Here is a 25,086-nt window from a genome sequence, read left to right as displayed (position 1 = left end):
GTCGCAACCTCGTTGCAGGCGAGCGGCCACGGCTCACGGCTGCAAACACGCGCGCGCGATCGTCAATCGCGTCGTCGCTCCATTGGCGCGGTCGCGGCTCGCGCCGCTCCCACACGGAGCAATCGCACCGCCGTCCATACGGCGCGGGCGTCGCCAGAATTGACGCAGGTTTTACGGCCCGCCGCGCGCGCTGCATAGCGCCTTTATGCCCGCGGTTCCTACAGTGGCATCCATGGCGCACCGCTCCGAGTGCGCAGCGAGTGATAACGTGTCGATCCTGATCCTGCGCGGCCCGAACACCGATGCGGCCGTCGATTCGATGGTCCCGCCGCTGGCCGGCGAAGTGCGCGCCACCCTGGTCGAACGCGCCGCCGGCGCCGGCAAGGCGCTGACGCTGCGCAGCTGCCGCAGCGAGAGCGAGCTGGTGGAATGCCTGCGCGGCATGCGCGCGGCCAACGCCGAACTGCTGCTGCTCGACCCGGGCGCCTGCCTGCCGGCCAGCGCGGAACTGCGCGGCGCGCTGCAACAGCTGCCGGTGCCGTACATCGAAGTCCACGACGATCACATGAACGCGCTGGAGCCGAGCCTGGCGCCGGACTGCGGCCGCCGCCTGCGCCTGGTCCACGGCTACTCGGCGCAGAGCTACACCCTGGCGCTGTCGATCGCGCTGGAGCACCTGGGCTGTGCGGAGAGCGGCAACGACATCCACGTCGGCACCTGAGCGGCCATGGACGCGCATTACTGCTACTTCGCCGACTACGAGATCCTGGTCGGCGGCCGGTTCATCGTCTGGGGCCAGACCACGCTCGATTACGCGCCCGGCGAACCGGGCCGTTTCGATCCGGCCGAATTGCTCGACCGCATTCGTCGCCAGGCCGCGCGCGAGCACGGTGTGGAGCGCGATGAGGTGCGGGTCAGGAATCTGAGCCGGTTGTTGTAGCCGCGCGGATTCGCTGCGGGAGCGGGCCGTTCAAAGCGCGGCGAACGCGGAATGCGGGCGCGATGATCGTTGCGGCGTAGTCGTCTTTTCGTGGTCGCGGCTCGCGCCGCTCCTACATGGGCTACCTGTAGGAGCGGCGCGAGCCGCGACTGCGACATTGCGTTTGCGACGAAGCTTGCGGAGGCCTGCGAAAGGCTCAACCTGCACGGATTGCGGGTTTCGCGCGCGGCGATGATTGCGGCGTAGCTGTCTTTTCGTGGTCGCGGCTTGCGCCGCTCCTACAGGTAGCCCATGTGGTGGCGATCAGGTCTCGATCTGGTCGAACGAAACCACCCGCACGTGGCCGTGAGTGGCTTCGCCTTCGCGCGGTTGCGGGTAGTCTTCGCGCCGGTCCACCAGCACCGTGCCCAGGCCGGCTTCGCGCGCGGCGTCGAGTTCTTCGACCACGTCGGACAGGAACGCGATCTCTTCGCCCGGCAGGCCGATGCTCTCGCGGATGCGCTGATAGCTCGCCGCCTCGCGCTTGCCGCCCACTTCGGTGTCGAAGAAGCCGGAGAACAGGTCGGTAAGGTCGCCCGCGTCGCTGTGGCCGAACAGCAGCCGCTGCGCCGGCACGCTGCCGGAGGAGTACACGTACAGGCGCAGGCCGGCGTCCTTCCAGCGCTGCAGTGCCGGCGCGGCGTCCGGGTACATGTGCGAGGTGAAGTCCGCGCTCTTGTAGCCGTCGGCCCAGATCATGCCCTGCAGCGCCTTGAGCGCGGTGTGCTTGCGGTCTTCGTCGATCCAGCCCTGCAGCACCTCGACGATCACCGAATCCTGGCAGGCGCCGCCGTTCTCCACCGCCACCACGTCGAGCCACTTGCGCACGTTCGGCTCCTTGCCTCGCGCGGCGACGAAGCCGGGCAGGGCGCGCCGCGCATACGGGAACAGGACGTCCTTGACGAAGGAAATGCTGCTGGTGGTGCCTTCGATGTCGGTGAGGATGGCGCGGATAGGCATGGGCTAGGAGATGGCCGGTAGGAGATGGGAGATAGGAGATGGGAGATAGGAGATAGAGAAAAGCGGGAGGCGAAGCGAAGGCGAATACGGCGAGGCGATGGCTTTCGCTATCTCCTATCTCCTGTTCGCCATCTCCTGCTTTCAGCCCGCTTGGCCGCGCTCGTAGCGCGGAAACTGCTGGGCGATGTCGGTCCCGGTGAAGTAACCGACCCAGCCGTCCGGCTCGGTGAAGAAGCGGATCGCGACGAAGCTGGGCTCCGGGCCCATGTCGAACCAGTGCAGGGTGCTGTCGGGCACCGAGATCAGGTCGCCTTGTTCGCACTTGATCTCGTACACGTTGGGTTCGACGTGCAGGGTGAACAGGCCCGAGCCGGCGACGAAGAAACGCACTTCGTCTTCCTTGTGGTAGTGCTCGTCGAGGAACTTGCTGCGCATGGCTTCGCGCTGCGGGTTGTCCGGGGCGATGCTGACCACGTCGACGGTCTTGAAGCCGCGCTCGACCGTGATGCGCTCGATGTCGGCGCGGTAGGCGGCCATGATCGTCTCGGGCGTGTCGCCCGGCTTGACCGGCTGCGCCGCCTGCCACTGTTCGAAGCCGACGCCGATCTTGGCCAGCTCGCGCGCGATCTCGGCTTGGTCGCTGGTGCTCAGCGCCGGGCTGTCGGGCTGGTCTTGGGGAAAAATACGCAAGCGGCTCATCGGCGCAGTCTCCGCAGTTCGAGTTCGCAACCCAGCAGGAATTCGAAGGCCTCCAGGTGGCGGCGGGCCTCGGCCATGTCGCGGCCCCAGGCGTACAGGCCGTGGCCGTCGATCAGATAGCCCCACATCGCCTGCTGGTCGAGGGTGGCGTCGACCTGGGCGGCCAGGGTCGGCATGTCCTGGGTGTTGGGATAGACCGGCAGGTCCAGCTCGGTGTCGTGGGTGGTGGTGCCGGCGAAGGCCTTGAGCAGCTCGTAGCCTTCCAGGTGCACGTGGCCCTGGCCGGAGTACAGGCGCGAGGCCACGGTCTGGGTCTGCGAATGGGTGTGCAGGACGCAGCCGATCTCGGGGTAGCGCTTGTACAGCTGGGTGTGCAGCAGGGTCTCGGCGGACGGGCGGTGGCTGGTCGCCACCGGGGCGCCGTCCAGGTCCACGACCATGATGTCCTCTTCGGTCAGCCGGCCCTTGTCGCGGCCGGAGACGGTGATGGCCACGTGCTGGCCGTCGATGCGGCGCGAGAAGTTGCTGCTGGTGGCCGGGGTCCAGCCGCGCTGGGCCAGCTCGCGCACGTTGACGATGATCTCGCCGGCGCAATGCGCCAGGCGCTGCGGGTCGTAGGGCAGGGGGCTGTTCATGCGCCCATTTTAGCGCCCGGATGTGGCGCTTGCCTCGTTTTTGCCATAACGCAGCGTTATGGCGGCAAGCCGGAGGGCGCTCTTGTGGGAGGGCCTTCAGGCCCGATGCTCTTGTCTCAGATCGCCGCGATCCGACCGGAGAGCCTCGGGCCTGAAGGCTCTCCCACAAACGCTGAAACACCAGGCCTGAAGGCTTTTCCAGAAAAACGAAAGGCCGGCCCCGGGGCGCCCGGGGCCGGCCTTCGCGGGGAGCGCTGCGCTCAGCGGCCCTTGGCGAGGAAGCTGTGGCGGTAGCCGTAGGCGAAGTAGATCGCGAAACCGATGCCGGTCCAGACCCCCATCAGCATCCAGTTGTGCGCGCTCATCGTCGACAGCAGCACCAGGCAGCTGAGGATGCCGCTGATGCAGATCGGCCAGGCGAACGGGATCCGGAACGGCCGCGGCAGGTCGGGCTGGGTGCGGCGCAGGATCAGCACGCCGGCGCAGACCGCGGCGAACGCGATCAGGGTGCCCATCGAGGTCATGTCGCCGAGGATGTCGAGCGGGAACAGCGCCGCCAGCAGGGCGATGCCGATGCCGGTGATGACGGTGTTGATGTGCGGGGTGCGGTGCTTGGGATGGATCTTGGTGAACACCGGCGGCAGCAGGCCGTCGCGGGCCATGATCATGAAGATGCGCGGCTGGCCGATGATCATCACCAGCACCACCGACGACAGCCCGACCAGGGCGCCGACTTCGACCACCACGCGCAGCCAGTTCAGCGCCGGGTGCGCGGCGATCGCGGTCACCACCGGCTCGTCGGTGCCCAGGGTGTAGTAGGGCGCCAGGCCCGTCATCACCGCGGCCATGGCGATGTACAGCACGGTGCAGATCGCCAGCGAGGCCATCATGCCGATCGGCATGTCCTTCTGCGGCTTGTGCGATTCCTGCGCCGCCACCGACACCGCCTCGAAGCCGATGTAGGCGAAGAACACCATCGAGGCGCCGCGCAGCACGCCTTCCCAGCCGTACTTGCCGTGGCCCTGCGATTCGGGGATGAAGGGCGTCCACAGCTCCGGGTTGACGTACTTCCAGCCGACCACGATCACCAGCACGATCAGGCCCGACTTGAGCACCACCATGGCCATGTTCATGGCCGAGGACTTGCGGATGCCCACATAACACAGCCAGGTCAGCAGCAGCACGATGGTCGCGGCCGGGATGTTGGCGATGGCGCCGGTCGGGCGCAGCTTGGCGTCCAGCGGCGCCTGCGTCAGCGCCGCGGGCAGCGTTATGTCGAAGTGCTGCAACAAACTCAGGAAGTAGCCGGTCCAACTCACCGCCACCGCCGAGGCGGACACGCCGTACTCCAGGATCAGCATCCAGCCGATGAACCAGGCCGCCAGCTCGCCCAGGGTGGCGTAGGTGTAGGTGTAGGCGCTGCCGGAGACCGGCACCATCGCCGCGAACTCGGCGTAGGCCAGGGCGCAGAAGGTGCAGCAGATCGCGGCGAGGATGAAGGACAGCATGATCGCCGGGCCGGCGTGCTCGGCCGCGGCCTTGCCGGTGATGACGAAGATGCCGCCGCCGATCACCGCGCCGATGCCCAGCGCGGTCAGGCCCCAGGGCCCGAGGGTGCGGTGCAGGCTCAGCCCTTCGGCCTCGGTGTGGGCGGCGTGCGGGTGTTTGGTCGCCCGGAGTTGTTCCAGCATGGTGGTTCGTCCTGGTGTTGCGTCTATCCGCGCGCTGCGATCCTTCGGTCGTCATTCCCGCGAGCGCGGGAATCCAGGGCTTCACCGAGGCAAGACTCTGAAGTCTCTGGATTCCCGCGTTCGCGGGAATGACGGCTTCAAGCGAAGTCTCCGACGATGGAGCCGGACGCGATAGAAACGTGCCGCTGTAAAAGGAAAAAGGCCGGCGGGTTATCCCGCCGGCCTCGAATCATGGATGCGCCGGATTCAGGCCTTGCCGCCCGCCGCCTTGCGCAGCTTGCTGTTGTGGTAGCCGTAGCCGAAGTAGATCAGCATGCCGATCGCGGTCCAGCCGGTCATCAGGTGCCAATGCTCGGAGAACGGCTTCCAGAACAGGTACAGACAGGCCACCGCGCCGAGCGGGCAGACCACGACCGCCAGCGGCACGCGGAACGGACGCGGCAGGTCGGGGCGGGTGTTGCGCAGGATCAGCACGCCGACGCAGACCGTGGCGAACGCCAGCAGGGTGCCCATCGACACCAGCTCGCCGAGCAGGCCGATCGGCAGCAGGCCGGCCAGGATGCAGGCGAACACGCCGACGACGATCGTGCCCACGTACGGGGTCTGGAACTTCGGATGCACCTTGGCGAAGAACTGCGGCAGCAGCCCGTCCTTGGCCATCGAATAGAAGATGCGCGGCTGGCCCATCAGCATGACCAGGATCACCGAGCTCAGGCCGGCGATGGCGCCGACTTCGACCAGCAGCTTGAGCCAGCCCAGCGCCGGATAGGCTTCCAGCGCGGTCGCCACCGGCTTGGGCGTGCTCAGCATGTGGTACGGCAGCAGGCCGGTCAGCACGCCGGAGACGATGATGTAGATGACGGTGCAGATCACCAGCGAGCCGAGGATACCGATGGGCATGTCGCGCTGCGGATTCTTGGCCTCGCCGGCGGCGGTGGAGACCGCGTCGAAGCCGATGTAGGCGAAGAACACCACCGAGGCGCCGCGGATCACGCCGTCGATGCCGTACTTGCCGGGGCCCTGGCTTTCCGGAATGAACGGCACCCAGTTGTCCGGGTTGACGTACTTGGCGGCGAACGCGACGAACAAGGTGATGACCACGACCTTGATCGCCACGATGATCGTATTGATGAAGGCCGACTGGGTGATGCCGACGTAGCACAGGCCGCTGAGCGCGGCGACGATCGCCACCGCCGGCAGATTGACCAGGCCGCCGGTGTAGACGAAGGCGCCGTCGACCATGTTGAGCGGCGCGGTCGACAGCGACGCGGGCAGGCCGACGCCGAAGCTGGTCAGCAGGCTGTTGAGGTAGCCCGACCAGCCCACCGCGACGGTGGACGCGGCGAACAGGTATTCCAGCACCAGGTTCCAGCCGATGAACCAGGCGACGAACTCGCCGAGCGTGGCATAGGAATAGGAGTAGGCGCTGCCCGACACCGGCAGCATCGCCGAGAACTCGGCGTAGCACAGGCCGGCCAGGGCGCAGGCGAAGCCGGCGATGACGAAGCTCAGCACGATCGCCGGGCCGGCGTGTTCGGCCGCGGCGTGGCCGGACAGGACGAAGATGCCGGCGCCGATGACCGCGCCGATGCCCAGCATCACCAATTGGGTCGCGGTCAGAGACCGTTTCAGCGTTGCCTCGCCTTGGAGGCTGCCCTCTACGGGCTCGCCGGCGTCCACATGGCCGGCGGGTGCCACCGGCTTGGTGATGAACAGGCCTCTCGACATCGAACTCCCCTCTCTCTCGTAAGAAGTGATCTGTGCCCGTCGTTCTGGCGACGACGTGACCGACCCCGGTACGGGGCGGCGGGCCACCTTAACTCAGGGTGTAAATAAGCGGCAAGCGCACACGGTCATGGTCCGGGCGGCGATAATCCCGACTCCCGTTCCTGAATCGCCAGCCCGTCTCCATGCCAGCGCAACGCCCCGACGCACTCGCCGAACTTCGTTCCGAACTCACCGACTATGCGCGCCGCTGGCCGCAAGAAGCCGAACATACGGCGCCGTTCCTGCAATTGCTGGCCGAGGCCGAGGATTTCGACGCAGCGCGTGATGCAGCGCAACATATGCCGGCCGACCCGTTCCGCCGCGAGCGCCTGGCCGGCCACTTCACCGGCGGCGCCTGGCTGGTCGACCGCGCCGGCGCGCGCGTGCTGCTGACCCACCACCGCAAGCTCGGCCGCTGGCTGCAACTGGGCGGCCACGCCGACGGCGACCGCGACATGGCCGCGGTGGCGTTGAAGGAAGCCGAGGAAGAGTCCGGCCTGAGCGGCCTGAGCGTGGACGCGGAACTGTTCGACCTGGACCGCCACTGGATTCCCGAACGCCGCGACGTGCCCGGCCACTGGCACTACGACCTGCGTTACGTGGTGCGCGCCGGCGACGACGAAGCCTTCGTGGTCAGCGAAGAATCGCTGGACCTGGCCTGGCGCGGGATCGGCGACGTGCTGAGCGACCCCGACAGCGACGAATCGATGCGGCGGCTGGCGCGCAAGTGGCTGGCGCGCGCGGGCTGAGCGCGACGTACACGCGTCAATGCCCGGATTGCGGCGCGCGGATGCGGGTGCGCGCGGTCGATCTGCTCGGCTGCTTCGGCGCCTTCAGCCAGTGCGCGACGTGCAAGCGCAGGTCGAACCCTTCCTTGATCGTCTCCAGCGCGATCGCTGAGTGCGCGTGGGCCGGCGGCGGTTTCGTCGCGCTGCAAACGCTGCACGCGGCCGAGCGCGCGCTGGGCGCGCCGGCGCCGCTGTGGTCGTGGGGCTTGATGTTCGTTGCCGGTTTCGCGGCGATGCTGGTCGTCTGGCTGGCGCTCGCGCATAGCGTTTGTTTCCTGCGCGCGTTGCTGACGCGCTAGCGCGGCAGGGTTCGGCATTGGCCTTGAGGCGGCGACCGCCAGTCGCGGCCCGCGCCTACGCCGCGCAAGCAACTGCGCTACGCTGAACCCCCCATCCGCCCGCGCTGCCGCATGTCGACCAAACGCTCGGCTCTGAACGAAACCGGCTTCGGCGGCGATTTGCGCGGCATCGGCCGGCTCACCGTCGACGCGATCACCGGCGTCACCGATCTGGTCGAATCCGTCCACGCGACCATCGCCGCCTTGCCCGGGCCGCTCGGCGCGCCGGTGTACGACCCGACCCGCGGCCTGACCGGGCAGGTCTATCGCGGCGTGCGCGGCATCACCCGCCTGGTCGGCGGCGCGCTCGATCTGGGGCTGGCGCAGGTCGCGCCGTGGCTGGACCGGATCGACTCGCTGCCGCAACGCGACGCGGCGATCAGCGCGCTCAACGGCGTGCTCGGCGATCACCTCGACGACACCGGCAACCCGCTGGCCATCGGCATGCGCCTGTGCAGCGGCGGCCGGCCGTTGCCGTCGGGCCGCAAGGCCTTGAGCGCGGCGCTGCCGCAGGCCAGCGGCAAAGTGCTGGTGCTGGTCCACGGCCTGTGCATGAACGATCGGCAGTGGCGCTGGAACGGCCACGACCACGGCGCCGCCCTGGCCCACGACGCGGGTTGGACGCCGGTCTATCTGCGTTACAACAGCGGCCGCCGCATTTCGCGCAACGGCCGCGATTTCTCGATCCAGCTCGAGCGCTTGCTGCGCGATTGGCCGGTGCCGGTGGAGCGTCTGGCGATCGTCTGCCACAGCATGGGCGGCCTGGTCGCGCGCAGCGCCTGCCACGCCGCCGCGCAGGCGCGGCATGGCTGGATCGATACGCTCGACAGCCTGGTGTTTCTCGGCACGCCGCATCAGGGCGCGCCGTTGGAACGCGCCGGCAGCTGGTTCGATACGGTGATCCAGCTGAGCCCGTACACCGCGCCGTTCGCGCGCCTGGGCAAGATCCGCAGCGCCGGCATCCAGGATCTGCGCCACGGCAATCTGCTCGATTCGGATTGGCGCGCGCATGCCGACCGCAAGCGCGCCGGCGCCGACGCGCGCGCCGACACCCGCACGCCGGTGCCGTTGCCCAAGGGCGTGCGCAGCTACGCGATGGCGGTGTCGACCGACGCGCGCGCCGCGCGCGATGCGGGCGAGCAACGCCGCGACGATCCACCGTCGGGCGACGGCCTGGTGCCGGTCGCCAGCGCGCTGGGCCAGCACCGCAATCCCGCGTTCGACCTGCGCATCCCCGCGTCGCGGCAGTGGCTGGGCTACGGGCTGCATCATCTGGACCTGCTCGGCGATGCGCAGGTTTATGCGCAACTGCGGCGCTGGCTGAAACCCGGCCGCCGATAGCGATAGGCCGCGCCGGTTGCGCATGCGTCGTTCCGGGTCGCCGCTTGCGGGTGCGGCCGCACTGCGCCGCGATCCGGGCCCTTCTACGCGTGGCTTGCGTCGAATGCACAGTGGCGCGGTCGCGGCTCGCGCCGCTCCTACAGGAAGCCGCCGCAACCGCGCGAATGCCGGATCGCCCCCTGTAGGAGCGGCGCAAGCCGCGACCGCGCCAACCCAACCACGACGAACCCGCCCTCGGGCGACGCGATTGCAGCGCGAGCGAGCGGCTACCGCCTGCGTGCGGACACGCTGCGCCAAGGCCGCTGTTCGCTGTCGATGAAGCTCTCCCATTCCACCGCGAACCCGGCCCGTGCCAAGCGCTCGTCCAGCGCCGCCGCCGACCAGCGCACCACCCGGTAGTCGCCCGCGTCGCCTTCCCATTCTTCGCCGTCGCCGAGCATGTGCGACAGCAGCATCGCGCCGTTCGCGGACAACCCGCGCGCGAGCTTGGACAAGACGCCGTCGAGCTGATCGCGCTCGAAGTGCTGGACGACGTAAAGCATCAAGATGCCGTCGTAGGTCGCATCGATCTCGTCGGTCAGCAGATCGAATGGGTACGCCTGCTTGCCGCGCTCGATCTGAAACTGCACGAACGCTGCGGTGACATCGGTGCGGCGCACCTGCGCGCCCAGGGTTTCGAGGAAGTCGGCGTCCCAACCCGGCCCCGAACCGATGTCGAGCACCCGCGCCGGCGGCGCGAGCGCGGCGGCGAAGCGGCGCAAGTCCTCGGCCGCAGGCTCCGACGGCGTGGACGACACCGCTGCGGCGTAGCCGCGCGCATAGCCTTCGTACGCCGCGACGGTGCGGCGGTTGTTGCGGCGGTCGGCGGCGCTCATCGGCAGGCTCCGGCTCAGGCTGGCCTGCAACGTAGCAGAGCTCGCGCGGGCGGGTGAGGGCGTTGCGCCTGGATTCGGTATGCGAAACGCAGGGGCCAAGGAAACAGGCGATGACGGGGCGCCGGGGAAGCGCCGAAGCTGCCTCCCGACTATTCCCCGTTCCCCTTGTTCCCTTCACTGCGTTCGCGCAGCGCCGCGCTCGCGCGGCGCCGCCGAAATCAAACCCCGATCGCCGGATCGCTGACGCTGTCCTCGCCGTTCTCCGCATGCCCGGCGAAGCGGCGCAGATAGCCGCTGTCCTTGTTGGAGGTGACGCTGAGGTCGTACCAGCGCTTGCCGCCCGCCAGCGGCCAGCTGTCGCTGCGCTTGGCGCCCGGCGCCAGCGTGTAGGTGCGCGCGGCGGCGCTGCTGTAGCGGTTGGGTTTCAGGGTCAATGTGCACGCGGCCTTGCCGGTGTTGACCAGCTCCAGCAGCAGGCGGCCGCCGGCGACATCGTGGCGCACCGTCACCTCGGGGTTGGCGCCGTCGGCCGCCAGCGCCTTGTTGAGGTCGCCTTTGAACGCGCGCAGGAAACCGTTCGGCCCGTATGCCGACAGGTCGTAGATGCCTTGGCTGTACTGCTTCGCGCTCCAGTAGTCCGACAGCGCGGTGCCTGCATCGAGCGTGTAGTACCACGGCCCGTCGCTGCGATTGCCGGCATAGACGTTGAAGCAGGCGCCGGCCACGCCGCTGTTGCCGAAGTCGAGCCAATAGCGCCCGCTCGCCGCTTCGATGCGGCCGCCGACCTGCAACTCGTACGGCAGCGCGCGCGCCAGACGCTGGCCGCGTTCCTGCTTGGGCAGGCGCTGCTGCGCCGGCGGCTTGGGCACGGCCAGGCGGCAGCTGGCGTCGGCGTTGCTCATGCTGTCGTCGGTGTCCGGCAGCGCCGGCCACGCCGCATTGGGCGTGGCGAAGTCGAAGGCGGTGCTCAGGTCGCCGGCCACGGTGCGGCGCCACGCGCTGATGTTCGGCTCGGCGACGCCGAAGCGCGCTTCCAGGAAACGCAGCACCGAGGTGTGGTCGAACACCTGCGAGTTGACCCAGCCGCCCTTGCTCCACGGCGAGATCACGAACATCGGCACGCGCACGCCCAGGCCGACCGGGATGCCGTTGTAGTTCTCGGTGGCGGTGTCGACCGTGCTCTTGCCGAGGTTGGCGTTGATCGCCGGTAGCGGCGCGGGCAGGTGATCGAAGAAGCCGCCGTTCTCGTCGTAGTTGATGATGAAGACGGTCTTCGACCAGACCTCGGGATTGGCCACCAGCGCTTCCAGCAAGCGCGCGGTCAGCGACTCGCCGTAGGCCGGGGTGGCTTCCGGGTGCTCGCTCATGATGTAGGACGGCACGATCCACGACACCGCCGGCAGGGTGCCGTTGCGCACGTCCTTGGCGAATTCGGCGATCAGATGCTCGCCGCGCGACGTCTTGGCGTTGGCCTCGTTCGAGCCCGGCACGATCGCGCGGCCGCGCTTGTACAGCTGCGAACTCGGGTCTAGCTTGCGGAACGCGGCGAAGTAGGCGAGCGAGTTGTCGCCGTAATTGTCGTGCTCCTGGTAGACGCGCCACGGAATTCCGGCGTTCTGCAGACGCTCGGCGTAGGTGGTCCACTTGTGCCCGGCGAAATTGGGATTGTCGCGCGACGCATCGCCGGTCCAGTTGCCGTCGTCGGCGTTGTTGACCGCCTGCGGCCCGAGGTCGCCGACGGTCATGCCGCTGGTGCCGGTGAACAAATGCATGCGGTTGGGATTGGTCGGGCCGTGGTGCGAGCAGTAGTACGCGTCGCAGACGGTGAACGCGTCGGCCAGCGCGTAATAGAACGGCATGTCCTCGCGGGTGAAGTGGCCCATGCACATCGGGCCCTTGACCGAGATCCAGGCGTTGTAGTCCTTCCAGCGCGAATACGCGCCCTTCCAGCTGTGGTCGATGTCGGCCAGGCAATGCGCGGCGGTGTTGGCGGTGTCCAGGTGGAACGGCAGCACCACGTTGTTCGGGTTGCTCGCGGACTTGGGCTGCTCGAACACGGTCTTGCCGCCGGGCAGCGGGATCGGCCGCGGATCGTCGAAACCGCGCACGCCGCGCAACGCGCCCAGGTAATGATCGAACGAGCGGTTCTCCTGCATCAGGATCACCACGTGCTGCACGTCCTGGATGGTGCCGGTGACGCGCGCGGCCGGCGTGGCCAGGGCGGTGCGGATGCTGGGCGGCAGCAGGCTCAGCGCGGCGGCGGAGCCGGCGAGCTTGAGGAAATCGCGACGGGTCGGGGATGCCAAGGCCTTGCTCCAAGCTGGGCGCGGCGCGGTTGCGCCGCCGGGGGAAACGATAAAGCTTGGGAAACGCAGATTGCAGCTTCGTGGCAAGGGTTTCGGTGCGTGCGCGATCACGCAATGACAAGCCGATGGCCGGATTTTTCCGGGATTTTTATGTGAAAGCCGTCGCTGCTATCGATATCCGGCGTTGTGCGGCTTGAGGTTCGTCGTCGGTGCGGTGCGCGGATCCGGCGCAACGAAAGCCGCAGCCGGTTTTTCTTTCGTTTACGGCTGAACAAGAGCCTCGGGCAGCGATTGTGGGAGGGGCTTCAGCCCCGACGCTGTCCGGTCCGATCGCCATGCCTCAGCGGATAGAAAAGCGTCGGGGCTGAAGCCCCTCCCACAGTCAATCCTGAAGCCCCATACAGTCGGGGTTGAAGCCCCTCTCACATTCAGGAGCGAAGCCGCTGCCGCAACGATCTCAATCGCGCAGCCACAAGGTCATCAACCGGCGCGGGTGCACGATGTATCCCGCGCGCTCGTAGATGCCGCGCGCATGCGCATTGTCGTCGTTCACTTCCAGACGCAACGCGTCCAAGCCTTCGGTCCGGCACAAGGCTTCGACTTCGGCCAGCGCGCGCTTGGCCAGGCCGCCGCCGCGATGCGCCGGCAGCACGAACAACTCGTCCAGCAAACCGAAGCGCCCGCCGAATTCCAGGCTGAAGCAGAAGCCCAGCACGAAGTAGCCGGCGATTTCGCCGTCGCGCACGATCAGCCGCAGCCGTCCCGCGTTGGGATCGCTCACCAGCGCGCCGAGCGCGCGCCGCAGCGCCGGCTCGTTCCACGGCAGGTGCTCGACTTCGTAGAACTCGCGCAGCACCGGAATCAGCCGCTCGATGTCGGCGGCGGTGGCGGGCGCGAAGGCGTAATCGTTCTGGCTCATTTTGCTTACCTCAGATGCGGCCCGGCCCGCGCGAGGCGGGCCGGGCTTGCTTGCGAAAAGCTCGGCGGCGATCAGTCCGCGCGTCCGGCGAACTCGCCGGTGGCGGTGTTGACCAGTACGCGCTCGCCGGTGCCGATGTACTCCGGCACCATGATTTCGATCCCGGTTTCCAGCTTGGCCGGCTTCGGCCGCTTGGTCGCGGTGCCGCCCTTGAGTTCCGGCGGGGTCTCGATCACTTCCAGCGACACGCTGGCCGGCAACTGCAGGCCCACCGGCTGGTCGTCGATGATCTGCACGTAGAAGCCGCCGAGGTCGGCGATGATGTAGCCGGCGGCGTCGCCGACCACGTCGGCGTCGAGGGTGTAGGGCGTGTAGTCCTCGTCGTCGAGGAACACGAAGGCGTCGCCGTCCTTGTACGAGTAGGTCGCCTGGCGGCGGCTCAGCTCGACTTCCTTGAGTTCGTCCTCGGCGCCGGCGCTGAGGTCGAACTTGGTGCCGCCGGGCACCGAGTACATGGTGAAGCGGAACTTCACGTTGCCGCCGCGGCCCTGCGGCGAGCTGCGTTCGATATCGCGCACCTGGTACACGATGTTGTTGTGTTCGATGACGTTACCTTTTTTGACGTCGTAGGCTTTCATTGCGTCGATTCCGATCGATGTTTTGTGGCGTATCCGAATGTAGGAGCGGCGCAAGCCGCGACTGCGGAGTTGCACGTTCGCGCCGAAACTGCCGGCGTAGTTGCGTTGTCGCGGTCGCGGCTCGCGCCGCTCCTACAGGTAGGGGGTGGGGTTTACTTCGGGGCGAGGCGGGTCGCGCCGTCGAGGCGGATGGTCTCGCCGTTCAAATAGCGGTTGCCGAGGATGTAGGCGACCAGATCGGCGAACTCTTCCGGCCGGCCCAGGCGCGAGGGGAACGGGATCGAGGCCGACAGCGACTGCTGCACCGACTCGGGCATGCCGTCCACCATCGGCGTCCAGAAGATGCCCGGGGCGACGGTCATCACGCGGATGCCGAAGCGCGAGAGTTCGCGCGCCATCGGCAGGGTCATCGCGACCACGCCGCCCTTGCTGGCCGAATACGCGGCCTGGCCGATCTGGCCCTCGTACGCGGCCACCGAGGCGGTGTTGACGATCACGCCGCGCTCGCCGTCTTCGCCCGCGTCGTTGTGCTGCATCAGGTCGGCCGCGGCCTTGGCCACGTTGAAGCTGCCGATCAGGTTGACCATCACCGTGGTCTGGAACTGCGACAGCGCCATCGGCGCTTCCTTGCCCAGCACTCGGCCCGCGCCGAGGATGCCGGCGCAGTTGATCGCCGCGTTCAAGCCGCCGAGGAACGCCTTGGCCGCCTGCAGGTTCGCCGCCACCCCGGCCTCGTCGGTCACGTCGGTGCGGAAATAGCGGGCGTTGGCCTCGCCCAGCGCGGCCACGGCCTGCGCGCCCTTGTCGTCGTTGACGTCGAACAGCGCGACCTTGCCGCCACGGGCGACCAGATGCTGGGCCACGGCGAAACCGAGGCCGGAGACGCCGCCGGTAATGACGGCGCGGGCATTTTCGAGTTGCATGGGGCGGTCCTGAGGGCGGAAAAGGCGCCATTCTAAAGGACCGCGGGTGAGGGCGCCGCCCCGGGACGGCCGCGGTTCCCGGCCGATCCGGCTCCGGATGGTTCCCCACGCGACGCCGGCACTTGTGGGAGGGCCTTCACGCCCGAGGCTTTTCGCTCAGACCGCGGTGCTCGGACCGAAAGGCCTCGGGCCTGAAGGCCCTCCCACGGCAGTTTCGGCCGCGCGGCCCGGTTCGAGGCGCATCCGCCCAAGACTGCATCGGTTCACAGCGAACGCAGGTACCAGGTGTGGCTGCCGCGCAGCTCGCCGTAACCCAGCGGCGCCTGCAGCAACTGGAAACTATTGGCTTCCAGCAAACGGTGCGCCTCGCTCATCCGGTCCAGCGCCTCGACATAGCACTGGCCATAGCCGAACCCGCGTGCGGTGAGCAGGCACTTGTCCAGCAGCGCCTGGCCCAGACCGATGCCGCGCACGCCCGGCAGCAGATAGAACTTGCGCAGTTCGCACACGCCGTCGTCGCCGCCCAGCAAGGGCGCGATGCCGCAGCCGCCGCCGAGCCGGCCGTCGCGTTCGACCACGAAGTAGGCGCTGCGCGGCCGGCTGTAGGCGCGCTGCATCGCATCGGCTTCGGGATCGTTGGCCAGACCGGAGCCGAACTCGGCCAGCACCTGCCGGGTGATCGCCGCCACCGCCGCGTCGTCGCGCGGCAGGATCGGACGCAGGACGACACCGGGCGGCAAGGTCATGGCGAGCGGGGTTCCTCAGGACGTAGCGCACATCCTCGCTCAACGACGGGCGCTTGCGAAGCCGGCAGTTTGCACAGCCGGCGGCGCCGGCCCGGCCTGGCCGCAGGGGTAGGCGCATTGCGTTTAAGCGCGCGGCGAACGGCGCCGCGCATCCCGTGCTCGCTCGCGCGGCGCGCTCGGCGCGCGGCAGTTTGCGAACGCCCGTGCTCGCGCCCGCGCGCGCCACGCCCAAAAGAAAGCCCGACCCGGTACCGGTTTGAGCGACCGTGAGCCCGACGCGGCCCCGCGGCTGGCCTCGGCAACGGCGCGAACGCGTTAACACGGTCAATCCACAGGGGAGCGCAACGATGAAAACCGCACTGGCCGTCTCGGCCCTCGCGCTGGCCTGCGTGCTGGCCACGGCCGTGTCGCAAGAACGTCCCGCCGCGCCCGCGGCGTCCGCCGATGCCGCCGCCGCGGCGTCGGCCGCGCGCTTTCCCAGCTACGACCCGCGCTATCCGCCGCCGCCGGGCACGCCGCCGGCCGACATCTTCCAGCTCAGCCAGAACTACCCCAAGACCTACGCCAACGAAACCTTTCCGTGGATGGCCATCGACTTCAAGGCCTTCCCCAACGAATACCTGCGCGCGGTGCTGAACTACTGCCTGGAAGGCAACGTCGACGTCGACTTCCGCGTCCAGGACAACCGCGTGCGCAAGTGGTACCACGCGCCGTGGCTGCACGACGACGGCAACCAATTCGGCGGCGGCCGCGAATACCGCCACGGCATGACCCGCGAGCGCATGTCGCGCCCGTTCGAACTGCACACCCGGCAGACCGGTCGCGGCCAGAACTGGGCGGTGGGCTTCTACAACGATCGCGGCGGCTCCGCCCTGGGCAAGGTCTGGCTGACCGCCGACGGCCGCCCGGACCCGGCCAAGTCGACGTTCCCGCCGAACAGCGTGGCCTGCAAACTGCTGTTCACCGACGCGCCGGTCGAGCAGGTTCCGTACTTGCAGAACGGCAAAGTCTGGACCGCCAACATCTACCCCGACACTAACTACAACAAGCCGCGGGTGAACCGCGAGATGCGCCTGCTGCAGCTCGACGTGGCGGTGAAGGACCCGCGCCTGGCGCGCACCACCGGCTGGGTGTTCGGCACCTTCGTCTACGACGGCGGCTCGCCCGGCAAGACCGTGTGGGACCGCATGAGCCCGGTCGGCCTGAGCTGGGGCGACGACCTGGCGGTGCGCACCGACGCCCAGCGCGACGGCGTGTTCGTCAATACCGCATTGACCGAAGCGCGCATCAACGGCTTCCTGGTCGAACAAACCGGCTGGGACTACGGCAACCGCGCCTACGTGCGCCACCACGGCCTCGGCGGCCGGGTCAACGGCCCGATCGACAGCCCGGTGTCCTCGTGCGTGTCCTGCCACGGCCGCGCCGGCACCTTCGCCAACGCCAACGACCCGCTCAATCGCGGCCGGCCGATGGCGATGGCGGTGTTCACCGCCAACAAGCCCAGCGAGTACCCGATGGACAAGTTCGGCGAGTTCTTCAAGCCGATCCCGGATGGGGCGCACGTGGAGACGCAGGACGGGAGTCAGTTCATGACCACGGACTACTCGCTGCAGGTCACCGCTGGGATCCGCAACTACTACCAGAACCTGCGCAGCCAGCCGCAGCCGGTGGCGGCGGAAGCGGCGCGTGCGACGCGGGGCCTGAAGGCCGCGGCGCCGGTGGATCTGAGCAATGCGCCGCCGTTGCCGCGGGTGGATCGCGACGCGGATTGAGGACGGCGTTGGGTGCGGGGAGGGTGGTGCGCGAGCGTCGTTACCTCGTGTGCAAGCTCTGAGATCTTGCGCGCAAGCCGTACGCGCTTGTGCGCAAGCTCGGCGGCCCCGGCTGCGAGTCGGAAAATCCCGGCGCTGCCCCAAATTGGGGCGGCGCCGAGTAGGGCGAGACTTGCGCGCAAGGCGTTTTGGCTTGCGCGCAAGCCGCGATGGTTCAGGTTCGGACCGAAATGCCTCGTCGGTAACTAGCCTGGCCTTTTTCCCCGAGGCATTTTGTCTTGCGCGCAAGCCGTGACGGTTCGCGCGCGACGCTTGGCGGCTTGCTCGCGACGCGTTCGGAGCCGGCGCTGAGCCAAGTGGGTGCGGAGCCGGGGGACATTGCCTTGCGCGCGAGCCGCGTCGGGTTGCGGCTGGGCTTGCGCGCACCGACGGCGAACGAATTCGCCTTGAGCGCGAATCGAAATAGCTTGCGCGTCGGGCTCACCGCCACGCGCGTGAAGCAAAAAGCACCGCGTCCCAGGCGAACCGCGTCGCACGCGACGCAGGCAACCGCCCGCGAGCCCGAGCGGCCGCTGCGCCCGCTACGGAAATCCTCGTCATCCCCCGCGCCGCCTCTGGCGTCCGCCCCGGCTGCCGGGCCAGAATCGTCCGCGCGACGACCGCGTTCTTCCGCCCTGGATGGCACCGACATGCTGACCCACCTGCGCCGTTTGTTCCGGCCCACCGCCGCCCAGCCTTCCGCGCCGGCCGCCGCCGCGCCGCAGCCCATCGTTGAGATGCACTGGTTCGGCGGCACCCGCCAGCCCATCCCCGACTGGGAGCGCATCGCCGCCGCCGAACGCGCGGACTGGACCATCGCCGAACGCGACGCCTTCTGGACCGCCGCCGCCGAACATTGGCTGCGCGCCCTGGCCGACGCCCTGGGCCCCGACTACCGCGTGCAGGCCTCCGAGCGCTTCCTGCTGCTGACCGCGATGGAACCCGCCGACGCCCAGACCTATCTCAAATTCTGCGAAACCGCGCGCCGCCGGATCGTGCGCAACCTCGGCGCGCTGGCCCAACCCATCGGCGGCGGCAAGCACGTGTGCCTGGTCTTCATCGACGAAGACGAGTACTACGACTACATCGCCCACTACTACCCCGACGGCGGCGAATACGCGATGTCCGCCGGCGTCTTCCTCAGCGCCGGCTATGGCCACTTCGCCCTGTGCGAAAGCCACGGCGACGCGATGCAACCCACCATCGCCCACGAACTGACCCACGCCTTGCTCGCCCACCTGCCGATCCCGACCTGGCTCAACGAAGGCATGGCGGTGAACACCGAACACAGCCTGTTCCCGCAGCTGGCCCATCCCGCCAACCAGCTCTACACGCCGAAGGAAATCGAGCGCAAGCACGAAGCGTTCTGGAACGCCGAACGAATCCAGGAATTCTGGTCCGGCGCCGCGTTTCACCGCACCGACGACGGCAACCTACTGTCCTACGACCTAGCCAAGAAAATGGTGGGATTGGCCGCGCACGACCACGCTGCGTTCGTGCCGTTCGTGCTGGCGGCGCATCGCGACGATGGCGGTGCGAAGGCGGACGAACACTTGGGCTATCCGGTAGGCCACTTGGTGGAGGCGGTGTTGGGCGAGGGCGAGTGGGGACCGCAACCGTTGCGATGGAACGGCGCAGTGCAGTCGCCTACGGTAGATGTGGGCTGAGCAAGATGACCGGCGCGCGCGCGTTGGCATTTCGGCGGGAGGCGAGCCACGCATCGCCTCCCGAGCGGGATCAAGTCGAACGAGCGGTTTCCAGCGTGCGTTCTACCTGATCGGCCCAAGTGCGGAACACCGAGGCCAACGCGCGATGGCGGGCTTGCTCGGTCTTGCGAGGGGAGGGCGAGGGTGAAGTCTCCGGATCGATGGTGTGGGCCGCACCCAGCAACTGATCCTGAAACGCCTGCAGTTCGAAATACGCATCCAACGACAGCGAAATACGGCGTGACACCAAACAGTCGGGCTCGACGGTCGGGGCTTTGGGCGGCATATGCGGCACTCCTGTTCCTTGGTTACAGCGCCAGGGCCCGCGCTGCGGACGTCGCAGGCGGGAAGTCGGGAGGCTCGAAACCGCACAAAGACGGCGGGCGTATTCCCCTTGCGGGTGTTGTATTAGCGCCCTCGCGACGTAAGAGCTCGTCGAGCTTGTGCCTGAACATTAGGCGCAAAAGCCATCATGTTTTCAGAAACGAAACCGCTTCATGAGGGGTCTTAAGTCGCCGATAAAGGTTGTTTACTGCTAATGTCGTTTGTGTCAGGTTGTTGCCGAGGGGTGTTGGGATGACGCCAAAAATAAAGGGGGGTGTATGCGTATATATATAATTGCTTCTATCATGATAATAATTGGCCTTGTTGTAATTGCGTACGGGGGCGCGCTCGATCAGACTAGTTGGCAGAAGCCTTATCTGTCTGAGGTTTCCAGTGCCTTGTTAGTTGGTGGCCTATTGTCTTTATTGTTTAAGATTTTTCAGGACAAGGAGACCAATTCAACACTCCGTAGGTTGTTGCGTATCCACGACAGCGTTGATGAGCTTGGTTTGGTAGAGATCCTTCCTGAGGTGCAGGGATACAATTTCACCGAAATGCTGGAGGATTCTGATCAGTTATTCGTGGTTATGAATGACGGTCAGCGTTGGGTTGGTAATTATGCGACTTCTCTTTGTAAGAGATTTTCAAAAAAATCGACCACGGAGTTCTTCACCGTAGACCCGGCGTCGTCGTTTGTTGATACGCTCGCCAAGAAAATAGGATCTGATCCGGCTGCCCTTCGTTCTAAAATTGAAGATAGCTGGAAGCGCATACAGGTTGCTTATGAGAACTCGGAAAAAAAAGGCAGCGTGGTGATTTATTCTATTGAGACATTTCCTACGCGATCCATTTTTCTCACAGAGGATTGTTTAATTGAAACGCCCTATCAGACAGCGGCTGGGAGAGCAAAGATTCCACTGTTCAAATATAGGAGGGTGGCGAGAAGCGATTCCCCATTTAGTTTTGCCCTGAACGATGTTCAGCAGTTAAGAAAGGAGGCAAAGAAAGTTATTGAGCTACGGCCGGAAAATTGAATGGCTCTTTGCTAGGGCTGCTTTGTGCTGTTTGATGGATGAGCTTGATTCATGGCATTTGTTGATCTTCTTTTCAAGGTTTTTAGCTTGATAGATTTTCATTGAAGGCTCTCCGTGATTTGACGTGCGAAGCGTGCGTTAAACAAAACGCACGCTCCGCTGCCTGGTGCTTACCTGATGCCGTGGCCGAAGAGATCGATTAACCGCTTCGCCGCTAACGTTGCCCCATCGCCGCGAACCATTCCGGCGACCACTTCCGCCCGCACCTCCGTCTCCGTTTTCAACACCGAAACCAGCGCGTTGCTGAGCGATTCAATACTCGCCACCGGCCCCGCATGCGCCACGCCGATGCCGAGGTCGGCCACGCGCCCGGCCCAATACGGTTGATCGGCGATCTGCGGCACCACCACCTGCGGCCGGCCCGAGCGCGTCGCGGCCATGGTGGTGCCCGCGCCGCCGTGGTGGACGATGGCCGCCACGTGCGGGAACAACGCTTGTTGGTTGACCTCGCCCAGGGCGAAACAGTCTTCGCCGTGGTCGATGGGCGTCAGGCCGGCCCAACCGCCGGCGAGGAGCACTCGCCGGCCCTGCGCGCGCACAGCATCGACGGCCACGCGCGCGGCGTCGTCTTTCCAGGCGTGCAGCGACATGCTGCCGAAGCCGACGTACACCGGTGCGTCTCCGGCGTCGAGGAAGGTACGCAGGTCGGGCGCGAGCGGGCGGTCGTCGGGCAGAATCCAGGCGCCGGTCTGGAACACCTCGCATAGGCTGGTCGGCGCCCAAGGGCTCAGCACCGGGTCGCTGGCGAGCCAGGGCAGGTCGGTGAATACGCGGTCGCGCAGGTCGTGCACCGGCGGCAGGCCGAGTTCGGCGCGGTGGCGGTTGGCGGTGTCGCCGAAGGTGTCCTGCATGGCTTGCGCGTTCAGCGCCCAGCGCTCGCGGTTGTCGGCGCTGTCCGGCGGGCGCGGATAGTGCGGGAACTGGAACGGCGCGTGGTGCGCCGACGGCAGGTAGGTGGGGCAGTAGCCGGCGTACACGTAGGGCAGGCGATGGCGTTCGGCCAGCATCTGCGCGGCGGTGGTGGAGGGGAACAGGCCGGTGGCGACGACGGCGTCGCAGTCTTCGATGGCCACGGCCAGCGCGTCGCGGTACAGGCCCATGATCTGCGCGCCGCGTCGGGGGATGTCGGGCTTGGGGTCGGCCAGCACGTCGCGGATCCATTCGCGCACCGGCGGGCCCGCCGGGAACAGTTCGACCCCGGCCTGTTCCATCCGCCCGGCGAAGTCCGGCGAGGCGCATACCCGCGCCTGCGCGCCTTGAGCCTGCAATGCCGACGCCAGCGCCGCCAGCGGCTCGGCGTCCCCGCGCGAGCCGAACGTCGATAACAAAACACGCATGCCGTTACTCCCGTTTGCGCCGATAGCGGCGGAGGGCGGCGATCCTGCGCCCGCGCGGGGGGCTTGCTGCAAGCCCTGGACGGAGTACTATGTTGATACCGGGAAGGGCGAAAGCCCTTCCCGTTTTGTTTTTGGCGGGCCGTATCGCGGCGCGGGCGCGGGCGCGGGCGCGGCCGAGGCGTTCGGGAGGGGCTTCGCGCATACTTGGCGCATGGACGGATCGACCCAGAGCGAATGGAAATCGTTGTTGCGCGGCACCATGCTCGCGGCCGCGGTCACTGGCGTGTTGCTGGTCTCCAACGCGCCGTTGCAGCGCGGTTCCTTATCCATCAGCGACTTCGGCATGGCGCTGTTCGCGTTCTATTTCGCGCTGCCGGCGGTGGCGCTGATCGGATTGCCGTTGTTCCTGGTCCTGCGCGCGCTGGGCTGGGCGCGCTGGTGGTCGACCGCATTGGCCGGCGCGCTGGGCGGGGCGCTGGTGACGATCGTTCTGCAGCTTCCAGATACGCCGAATCCTCGCCACTTTCCGTGGATGTGCGGTGTGGGCGCGGTGGCGGCGTTGGCGTTTTGGTGGGCGGCGACAAGAAGGCCGAAGCGAAACAGCGGCGCTGCCGAAGAGGCGGGGTGAAAGCGGATATCGCCGGCGGTGTGTCGGCATTGCTGTGCCTGATCGGGGTCGCGGCATTCGCTACCCGGCCTACGCCGCTTGGGCAACTGCTGTCGATATTCGCGGTACTGCTTACCGCAGCGCTATTGGTGGTTTTCGCGGGGCGCGCCATCTGGCATTGGCGCAAGCTCGGACTCCTGAGCTTGCTAGCGCCAGCGCTGCTATTGGCGGCGTTGCCATCGGGCGCGCATATCGGCCGAAGTCTGCGGGCATGGCAGTTCCAGCGCGACTTGCCGCGCTATCAGGTCGCCGCCGACTGGGCGAAATCGCAAGCGGTTGTGGGTACCTCGGTTCGCGTAGCGCTGCCGCCGGAAGCCGCCGATCTGGCGTACGCGACGTTTGTCGAGGCCAAGCCAGGCTGCGGAACCGTGGTCGATTTCTACTGGGGCTCGGGATTTCCGGTGAAGCACACGGTGCGCCGTTATGCCGAGGATCCGGCCTCGTTCGGCCAGCCCCAGTGTCTGGAGGATTGGACGATCAGGCACCGGCGTGCGAAGCACTGGGTCGAGATGGCGGACTAACGCCGTCCAATCCCCGGCGCGCCTCGACGCGCCGGGGCCAGGTTCAACGCGGCATCGGACAAGGCCGCTGCCCATCGCCGTAGCGCAGGCACTCCACATACCACTGGTAGCACTGCGCTTCGCTGGTGCCGCTGGACTGGCAGGCGGTGTAGTTGTTCTCGCAGCGCGTGCAGACGTTGGCGGCGTTGGCGCCGAGCGAAGCGGCCAGGCCGAAGGCGAAGGTCGCCAGGGCCAGACGCAGGCGGGTTGGGGTTTTCATCGAAGCCTCCTTGCAAGACAGGGACGCGCCGCCCGCGCGGAACGGTTCCGCGCGGGCGGCGGGCGGATCGGGATTACAGCGGGCAGGGATGCTGGCCGTCGCCGCGGCGCATGCAGCCGAAGTAGGTGCTCCAGCACTTGCTGGTGTCGGTGCCGGTCATGCAGCGCGTGTAGTTGTCTTCGCAGATCTGGCACGGATTGGTCGGCGCTGCGACGGCGCAGAACGCCAGACCGAACGCGAACACGGACAGGGCGATGCGGATCGTTCCTTGCTTCATCGGAAACCTCCTGGAAAGTGGCGATGCCGCTGGCAGTCGCCCGGCAGGGCGGTGCTTGCGCGGCCGGTCCATGCTAGGAGCGACGGCTGATGCGATTTGTGCTGGAAAGCGCAGTTTTCCCGGAGCAAGATGCCGCAGGGCTCAGCGGGCCCAGAAACGCTTTGCTGCCGACGACGGACTCGACACCAGTCCGGTGCACTGGCACCGACCCGGCTTGAAAGGAGCTTCAAGGATGTATTGGAAGGATATCGAGAGCGATAAAGGCAGTTGGGTCGGCTTGGAAATCCGGTGCGGCGAGCGCGAGCCCGGTTTTCGCAAGCCGGCCTTGCGCCTGGAAAGCGGCGTCGATGGTTGGTTGCGCCTGGTGCAAGACTCTGTCGGATCCGACGAACCGTTGGTGCGTTGGTGGGCTCGCCAGGAAAAAGGGTATGACGGAGTCCACTTACTGCGCAGCGATGCGGCGATGGCGTCGCCGGTGCCGGCATCCGCGCTGGATTCTGCGACGGTACAACGACATGCGGACCTCGAACCGGGGCAGCGCATGGCCAGTTGGAGTCGCGTTTTCGCACGCGCCTTGGCCGACGGTCCTGCGTCGTTCCTGCATTCGGGCGATTGGGTGCTGCTGGGGGCGCATGTGGTAACCGACGACTGGCGCTTCGAGACTGGGCCCCTGCGCGGAATGGAGCCTTATCGCTATCGTTGGGTCGAGAACCTGCGTGAGGCGCTGCGCGAGGATCCCTTGATCTACCTGGACTGGTGGCGTCCGCGCCGCGAAGTACTGAACCTGCGCGCATTGACCGAGGCCGACGAGGGGAGAATCGCATGGTGGCGCAAGAAATCCAGAGAGGGCGCCTTGCCGCCGGTGCTGCTGTGGTATCTCAGTTGCCTGGAGGCTTACGTCATTGTGGATGGACATGCGCGATTGCGGGCTGCGTTGCTGGAAGAGCGTGCGCCGGACCTGTTGGTCGCCCACTCGGTGTACCAGCAGGCTCATGAACGCGATCCCGAGGCCCAGCAACGCGTTCTGGGCACCGTCGCCCGGCACGCGGAGGATCTGGCGCTGGGACTTCCGGGGCGCCGCCCCATCGCCACGGATTCCCTCAACGACCTGCTGATTTCGGCGTTCGATAATCGGCCATTGTTGTTTGCGTGCACCTACGGCTGGGCGACCCGGCGTAGCGAGGCGCAATGGATGGACGAGATCGGCGCGAGACTCCTTGCGCTCGGGCGCGGCGACAGCGTGCAGGATTTCCGCCGCTGAGACGGCGCGCGCCGATCGCGATCTTCTTGAAGAGTCCATGGCGCCGGAGGCTCCGGCGATAGCCGATGGCACGGAACGTCGATGGCGGCTCGGCGCGTGCAGCGTCGGCGCAGCGGGCCGTGTTCCGCTGAATTCACGCTCCCCGGCCCGACACGTTGGAACCGATGTGCACTGTGGCGCCGCGCCATCCGCGGGCTCCATCTCGCGTCCTTCCCAGCGGCCGC

General features: G+C 67.2%; 28 protein-coding genes and 1 pseudogene. 13 read left to right on the top strand and 16 right to left on the bottom strand.

Features of this window, described 5'->3' with window-relative positions:
• The first annotated feature begins 268 nt into the window (after positions 1-268).
• Together BLU84_RS12450 and BLU84_RS12445 are read left to right on the top strand one after the other, a co-directional pair.
• Complete coding sequence (locus BLU84_RS12450; RefSeq protein WP_074867277.1) at positions 269-721, top strand: type II 3-dehydroquinate dehydratase; 453 nt, start codon at positions 269-271, stop codon at positions 719-721.
• A 6-nt stretch (positions 722-727) separates the two neighbouring features.
• Positions 728-940 (top strand): hypothetical protein, encoded by a 213-nt coding sequence (locus BLU84_RS12445; protein WP_074867275.1) that lies wholly within the window; start codon positions 728-730, stop codon positions 938-940.
• 303 nt (positions 941-1,243) lie between these two features.
• Here BLU84_RS12445 and mtnC read toward each other — a convergent pair whose 3' ends face one another.
• The 3 genes from mtnC to BLU84_RS12430 form a co-directional block, all read right to left on the bottom strand.
• The gene (gene mtnC, locus BLU84_RS12440) at positions 1,244-1,939 is read right to left on the bottom strand and encodes an acireductone synthase (RefSeq protein ID WP_074867273.1); all 696 of its coding nucleotides are present in this window, start codon (positions 1,937-1,939) and stop codon (positions 1,244-1,246) included.
• A gap of 141 nt (positions 1,940-2,080) precedes the next feature.
• The gene (locus tag BLU84_RS12435) at positions 2,081-2,638 is read right to left on the bottom strand and encodes a 1,2-dihydroxy-3-keto-5-methylthiopentene dioxygenase (RefSeq protein WP_074867271.1); all 558 of its coding nucleotides are present in this window, start codon (positions 2,636-2,638) and stop codon (positions 2,081-2,083) included.
• Positions 2,635-3,273 carry a methylthioribulose 1-phosphate dehydratase gene (locus BLU84_RS12430; RefSeq protein ID WP_074867269.1) on the bottom strand — a complete coding sequence of 213 codons (639 nt, stop codon included), beginning with the start codon at positions 3,271-3,273 and terminating at the stop codon, positions 2,635-2,637. Before BLU84_RS12430 ends, BLU84_RS12435 begins: the two co-directional genes overlap by 4 nt.
• On the opposite strand from BLU84_RS12430, the gene BLU84_RS28635 reads away from it, so the two are divergent.
• Positions 3,232-3,567, top strand: a complete 336-nt coding sequence (locus BLU84_RS28635) for a DUF6053 domain-containing protein (RefSeq protein WP_425479366.1) — start codon at positions 3,232-3,234, stop codon at positions 3,565-3,567. The two genes, BLU84_RS12430 and BLU84_RS28635, sit on opposite strands and share 42 nt — an antisense overlap.
• Here BLU84_RS28635 and BLU84_RS12425 read toward each other — a convergent pair.
• Both BLU84_RS12425 and BLU84_RS12420 read right to left on the bottom strand, forming a co-directional pair.
• A complete protein-coding gene (locus BLU84_RS12425) occupies positions 3,534-4,964 on the bottom strand; it encodes an amino acid permease (protein ID WP_074867267.1) in 1,431 nt (476 codons plus the stop codon). The two genes, BLU84_RS28635 and BLU84_RS12425, sit on opposite strands and share 34 nt — an antisense overlap.
• 246 nt (positions 4,965-5,210) lie before the next feature.
• The gene (locus BLU84_RS12420; protein ID WP_074867265.1) at positions 5,211-6,692 is read right to left on the bottom strand and encodes an amino acid permease; all 1,482 of its coding nucleotides are present in this window, start codon (positions 6,690-6,692) and stop codon (positions 5,211-5,213) included.
• A gap of 182 nt (positions 6,693-6,874) precedes the next feature.
• Here BLU84_RS12420 and BLU84_RS12415 point away from each other — a divergent pair, with 182 nt between their 5' ends.
• The 3 genes from BLU84_RS12415 to BLU84_RS12405 all read left to right on the top strand — a co-directional run bounded on the left by BLU84_RS12415 (position 6,875) and on the right by BLU84_RS12405 (position 9,198).
• Entirely contained in the window at positions 6,875-7,480 is a 606-nt protein-coding gene (locus BLU84_RS12415) for an NUDIX hydrolase (protein WP_074867263.1), read from the top strand.
• A gap of 125 nt (positions 7,481-7,605) precedes the next feature.
• The gene (locus BLU84_RS12410; RefSeq protein WP_139174966.1) at positions 7,606-7,818 is read left to right on the top strand and encodes a hypothetical protein; all 213 of its coding nucleotides are present in this window, start codon (positions 7,606-7,608) and stop codon (positions 7,816-7,818) included.
• Positions 7,819-7,929: 111 nt separating this feature from the next.
• Entirely contained in the window at positions 7,930-9,198 is a 1,269-nt protein-coding gene (locus tag BLU84_RS12405; RefSeq protein ID WP_074867259.1) for an esterase/lipase family protein, read from the top strand.
• A gap of 266 nt (positions 9,199-9,464) precedes the next feature.
• On the opposite strand, the gene BLU84_RS12400 is transcribed toward BLU84_RS12405, so the two are convergent.
• The 5 genes from BLU84_RS12400 to BLU84_RS12380 form a co-directional block, all read right to left on the bottom strand.
• Positions 9,465-10,073: a class I SAM-dependent methyltransferase gene (locus BLU84_RS12400; protein ID WP_139174965.1), complete on the bottom strand. Its 609-nt coding sequence runs from the start codon at positions 10,071-10,073 to the stop codon at positions 9,465-9,467.
• Between the two features lie 218 nt (positions 10,074-10,291).
• The gene (locus tag BLU84_RS12395) at positions 10,292-12,379 is read right to left on the bottom strand and encodes a phosphocholine-specific phospholipase C (protein WP_074867255.1); all 2,088 of its coding nucleotides are present in this window, start codon (positions 12,377-12,379) and stop codon (positions 10,292-10,294) included.
• A 457-nt stretch (positions 12,380-12,836) separates the two neighbouring features.
• On the bottom strand, positions 12,837-13,298 hold the full coding sequence (locus BLU84_RS12390) for a GNAT family N-acetyltransferase (protein WP_074867252.1): 462 nt from the start codon (positions 13,296-13,298) through the stop codon (positions 12,837-12,839).
• A 71-nt stretch (positions 13,299-13,369) separates the two neighbouring features.
• Positions 13,370-13,936: an elongation factor P-like protein EfpL gene (gene efpL / locus BLU84_RS12385; RefSeq protein WP_074867250.1), complete on the bottom strand. Its 567-nt coding sequence runs from the start codon at positions 13,934-13,936 to the stop codon at positions 13,370-13,372.
• A gap of 152 nt (positions 13,937-14,088) precedes the next feature.
• Complete coding sequence (locus tag BLU84_RS12380; protein WP_074867249.1) at positions 14,089-14,859, bottom strand: SDR family NAD(P)-dependent oxidoreductase; 771 nt, start codon at positions 14,857-14,859, stop codon at positions 14,089-14,091.
• Between the two features lie 97 nt (positions 14,860-14,956).
• Between BLU84_RS12380 and BLU84_RS28630 the strand changes: the two are divergent.
• Positions 14,957-15,058 (top strand): annotated as a pseudogene (locus BLU84_RS28630) (DUF6053 domain-containing protein); the annotation flags it as partial.
• 64 nt (positions 15,059-15,122) lie between these two features.
• Here BLU84_RS28630 and BLU84_RS12375 read toward each other — a convergent pair.
• A complete protein-coding gene (locus BLU84_RS12375) occupies positions 15,123-15,605 on the bottom strand; it encodes a GNAT family N-acetyltransferase (protein ID WP_074867247.1) in 483 nt (160 codons plus the stop codon).
• 347 nt (positions 15,606-15,952) lie between these two features.
• Here BLU84_RS12375 and BLU84_RS12370 point away from each other — a divergent pair, with 347 nt between their 5' ends.
• Positions 15,953-17,377, top strand: a complete 1,425-nt coding sequence (locus tag BLU84_RS12370) for a hypothetical protein (protein WP_074867245.1) — start codon at positions 15,953-15,955, stop codon at positions 17,375-17,377.
• Positions 17,378-17,591: 214 nt separating this feature from the next.
• On the opposite strand, the gene BLU84_RS26455 is transcribed toward BLU84_RS12370, so the two are convergent.
• Positions 17,592-18,068, bottom strand: coding sequence for a hypothetical protein (locus BLU84_RS26455; protein WP_139174964.1), 477 nt, complete (start codon positions 18,066-18,068; stop codon positions 17,592-17,594).
• Between BLU84_RS26455 and BLU84_RS12365 the strand changes: the two genes are divergently transcribed.
• Positions 18,067-19,083: a hypothetical protein gene (locus BLU84_RS12365; RefSeq protein ID WP_074867244.1), complete on the top strand. Its 1,017-nt coding sequence runs from the start codon at positions 18,067-18,069 to the stop codon at positions 19,081-19,083. The two genes, BLU84_RS26455 and BLU84_RS12365, sit on opposite strands and share 2 nt — an antisense overlap.
• A 70-nt stretch (positions 19,084-19,153) precedes the next feature.
• Here BLU84_RS12365 and BLU84_RS26450 read toward each other — a convergent pair whose 3' ends face one another.
• On the bottom strand, positions 19,154-19,408 hold the full coding sequence (locus BLU84_RS26450) for an XAC0095 family protein (RefSeq protein ID WP_139174963.1): 255 nt from the start codon (positions 19,406-19,408) through the stop codon (positions 19,154-19,156).
• 316 nt (positions 19,409-19,724) lie between these two features.
• Here BLU84_RS26450 and BLU84_RS26445 point away from each other — a divergent pair, with 316 nt between their 5' ends.
• A complete protein-coding gene (locus BLU84_RS26445; RefSeq protein WP_139174962.1) occupies positions 19,725-20,480 on the top strand; it encodes a hypothetical protein in 756 nt (251 codons plus the stop codon).
• Between the two features lie 170 nt (positions 20,481-20,650).
• Here the strand turns inward: BLU84_RS26445 and BLU84_RS12360 are convergent, their stop codons facing one another.
• Positions 20,651-21,877, bottom strand: coding sequence for a glycosyltransferase (locus BLU84_RS12360; RefSeq protein WP_074867242.1), 1,227 nt, complete (start codon positions 21,875-21,877; stop codon positions 20,651-20,653).
• Between BLU84_RS12360 and BLU84_RS12355 the strand changes: the two genes are divergently transcribed.
• Together BLU84_RS12355 and BLU84_RS12350 are read left to right on the top strand one after the other, a co-directional pair.
• Positions 21,876-22,505, top strand: coding sequence for a hypothetical protein (locus tag BLU84_RS12355; protein ID WP_139174961.1), 630 nt, complete (start codon positions 21,876-21,878; stop codon positions 22,503-22,505). The genes BLU84_RS12360 and BLU84_RS12355 overlap by 2 nt on opposite strands.
• Positions 22,502-23,065 carry a hypothetical protein gene (locus BLU84_RS12350; RefSeq protein WP_139174960.1) on the top strand — a complete coding sequence of 188 codons (564 nt, stop codon included), beginning with the start codon at positions 22,502-22,504 and terminating at the stop codon, positions 23,063-23,065. Before BLU84_RS12355 ends, BLU84_RS12350 begins: the two co-directional genes overlap by 4 nt.
• Positions 23,066-23,108: 43 nt before the next feature.
• Here the strand turns inward: BLU84_RS12350 and BLU84_RS12345 are convergent, their stop codons facing one another.
• Positions 23,109-23,324, bottom strand: coding sequence for a hypothetical protein (locus tag BLU84_RS12345; protein ID WP_074867236.1), 216 nt, complete (start codon positions 23,322-23,324; stop codon positions 23,109-23,111).
• A 73-nt stretch (positions 23,325-23,397) separates the two neighbouring features.
• On the bottom strand, positions 23,398-23,601 hold the full coding sequence (locus BLU84_RS12340; RefSeq protein ID WP_074867234.1) for a hypothetical protein: 204 nt from the start codon (positions 23,599-23,601) through the stop codon (positions 23,398-23,400).
• A 232-nt stretch (positions 23,602-23,833) separates the two neighbouring features.
• Between BLU84_RS12340 and BLU84_RS12335 the strand changes: the two genes are divergently transcribed.
• A complete protein-coding gene (locus BLU84_RS12335; RefSeq protein ID WP_074867232.1) occupies positions 23,834-24,862 on the top strand; it encodes a hypothetical protein in 1,029 nt (342 codons plus the stop codon).
• Positions 24,863-25,086: the final 224 nt, after the last annotated feature.

Source organism: Lysobacter enzymogenes (assembly GCF_900106525.1).
GTDB classification, from domain to species: domain Bacteria; phylum Pseudomonadota; class Gammaproteobacteria; order Xanthomonadales; family Xanthomonadaceae; genus Lysobacter; species Lysobacter enzymogenes.
Note: the sequence above shows the minus strand (reverse complement) of the source record. Positions and strands in the feature narration are given on the sequence as shown.

Excerpts from the sequence above, each read along its gene's own strand:
- BLU84_RS12345 (WP_074867236.1), bottom strand. The coding sequence starts at position 23,324 with ATGAAAACCCCAACCCGCCTGCGTCTGGCCCTGGCGACCTTCGCCTTC.
- BLU84_RS12365 (WP_074867244.1), top strand. The coding sequence starts at position 18,067 with ATGCTGACCCACCTGCGCCGTTTGTTCCGGCCCACCGCCGCCCAGCCT.
- BLU84_RS28635 (WP_425479366.1), top strand. The coding sequence starts at position 3,232 with ATGCGCCAGGCGCTGCGGGTCGTAGGGCAGGGGGCTGTTCATGCGCCC.
- mtnC (WP_074867273.1), bottom strand. The coding sequence starts at position 1,939 with ATGCCTATCCGCGCCATCCTCACCGACATCGAAGGCACCACCAGCAGC.
- efpL (WP_074867250.1), bottom strand. The coding sequence starts at position 13,936 with ATGAAAGCCTACGACGTCAAAAAAGGTAACGTCATCGAACACAACAAC.
- BLU84_RS12445 (WP_074867275.1), top strand. The coding sequence starts at position 728 with ATGGACGCGCATTACTGCTACTTCGCCGACTACGAGATCCTGGTCGGC.
- BLU84_RS12400 (WP_139174965.1), bottom strand. The coding sequence starts at position 10,073 with ATGAGCGCCGCCGACCGCCGCAACAACCGCCGCACCGTCGCGGCGTAC.
- BLU84_RS12430 (WP_074867269.1), bottom strand. The coding sequence starts at position 3,273 with ATGAACAGCCCCCTGCCCTACGACCCGCAGCGCCTGGCGCATTGCGCC.
- BLU84_RS12405 (WP_074867259.1), top strand. The coding sequence starts at position 7,930 with ATGTCGACCAAACGCTCGGCTCTGAACGAAACCGGCTTCGGCGGCGAT.
- BLU84_RS26445 (WP_139174962.1), top strand. The coding sequence starts at position 19,725 with ATGCGTATATATATAATTGCTTCTATCATGATAATAATTGGCCTTGTT.
- BLU84_RS12425 (WP_074867267.1), bottom strand. The coding sequence starts at position 4,964 with ATGCTGGAACAACTCCGGGCGACCAAACACCCGCACGCCGCCCACACC.
- BLU84_RS26450 (WP_139174963.1), bottom strand. The coding sequence starts at position 19,408 with ATGCCGCCCAAAGCCCCGACCGTCGAGCCCGACTGTTTGGTGTCACGC.
- BLU84_RS26455 (WP_139174964.1), bottom strand. The coding sequence starts at position 18,068 with ATGTCGGTGCCATCCAGGGCGGAAGAACGCGGTCGTCGCGCGGACGAT.
- BLU84_RS12360 (WP_074867242.1), bottom strand. The coding sequence starts at position 21,877 with ATGCGTGTTTTGTTATCGACGTTCGGCTCGCGCGGGGACGCCGAGCCG.
- BLU84_RS12370 (WP_074867245.1), top strand. The coding sequence starts at position 15,953 with ATGAAAACCGCACTGGCCGTCTCGGCCCTCGCGCTGGCCTGCGTGCTG.
- BLU84_RS12435 (WP_074867271.1), bottom strand. The coding sequence starts at position 2,638 with ATGAGCCGCTTGCGTATTTTTCCCCAAGACCAGCCCGACAGCCCGGCG.
- BLU84_RS12375 (WP_074867247.1), bottom strand. The coding sequence starts at position 15,605 with ATGACCTTGCCGCCCGGTGTCGTCCTGCGTCCGATCCTGCCGCGCGAC.
- BLU84_RS12390 (WP_074867252.1), bottom strand. The coding sequence starts at position 13,298 with ATGAGCCAGAACGATTACGCCTTCGCGCCCGCCACCGCCGCCGACATC.
- BLU84_RS12415 (WP_074867263.1), top strand. The coding sequence starts at position 6,875 with ATGCCAGCGCAACGCCCCGACGCACTCGCCGAACTTCGTTCCGAACTC.
- BLU84_RS12420 (WP_074867265.1), bottom strand. The coding sequence starts at position 6,692 with ATGTCGAGAGGCCTGTTCATCACCAAGCCGGTGGCACCCGCCGGCCAT.
- BLU84_RS12335 (WP_074867232.1), top strand. The coding sequence starts at position 23,834 with ATGTATTGGAAGGATATCGAGAGCGATAAAGGCAGTTGGGTCGGCTTG.
- BLU84_RS12380 (WP_074867249.1), bottom strand. The coding sequence starts at position 14,859 with ATGCAACTCGAAAATGCCCGCGCCGTCATTACCGGCGGCGTCTCCGGC.
- BLU84_RS12355 (WP_139174961.1), top strand. The coding sequence starts at position 21,876 with ATGCCGTTACTCCCGTTTGCGCCGATAGCGGCGGAGGGCGGCGATCCT.
- BLU84_RS12340 (WP_074867234.1), bottom strand. The coding sequence starts at position 23,601 with ATGAAGCAAGGAACGATCCGCATCGCCCTGTCCGTGTTCGCGTTCGGT.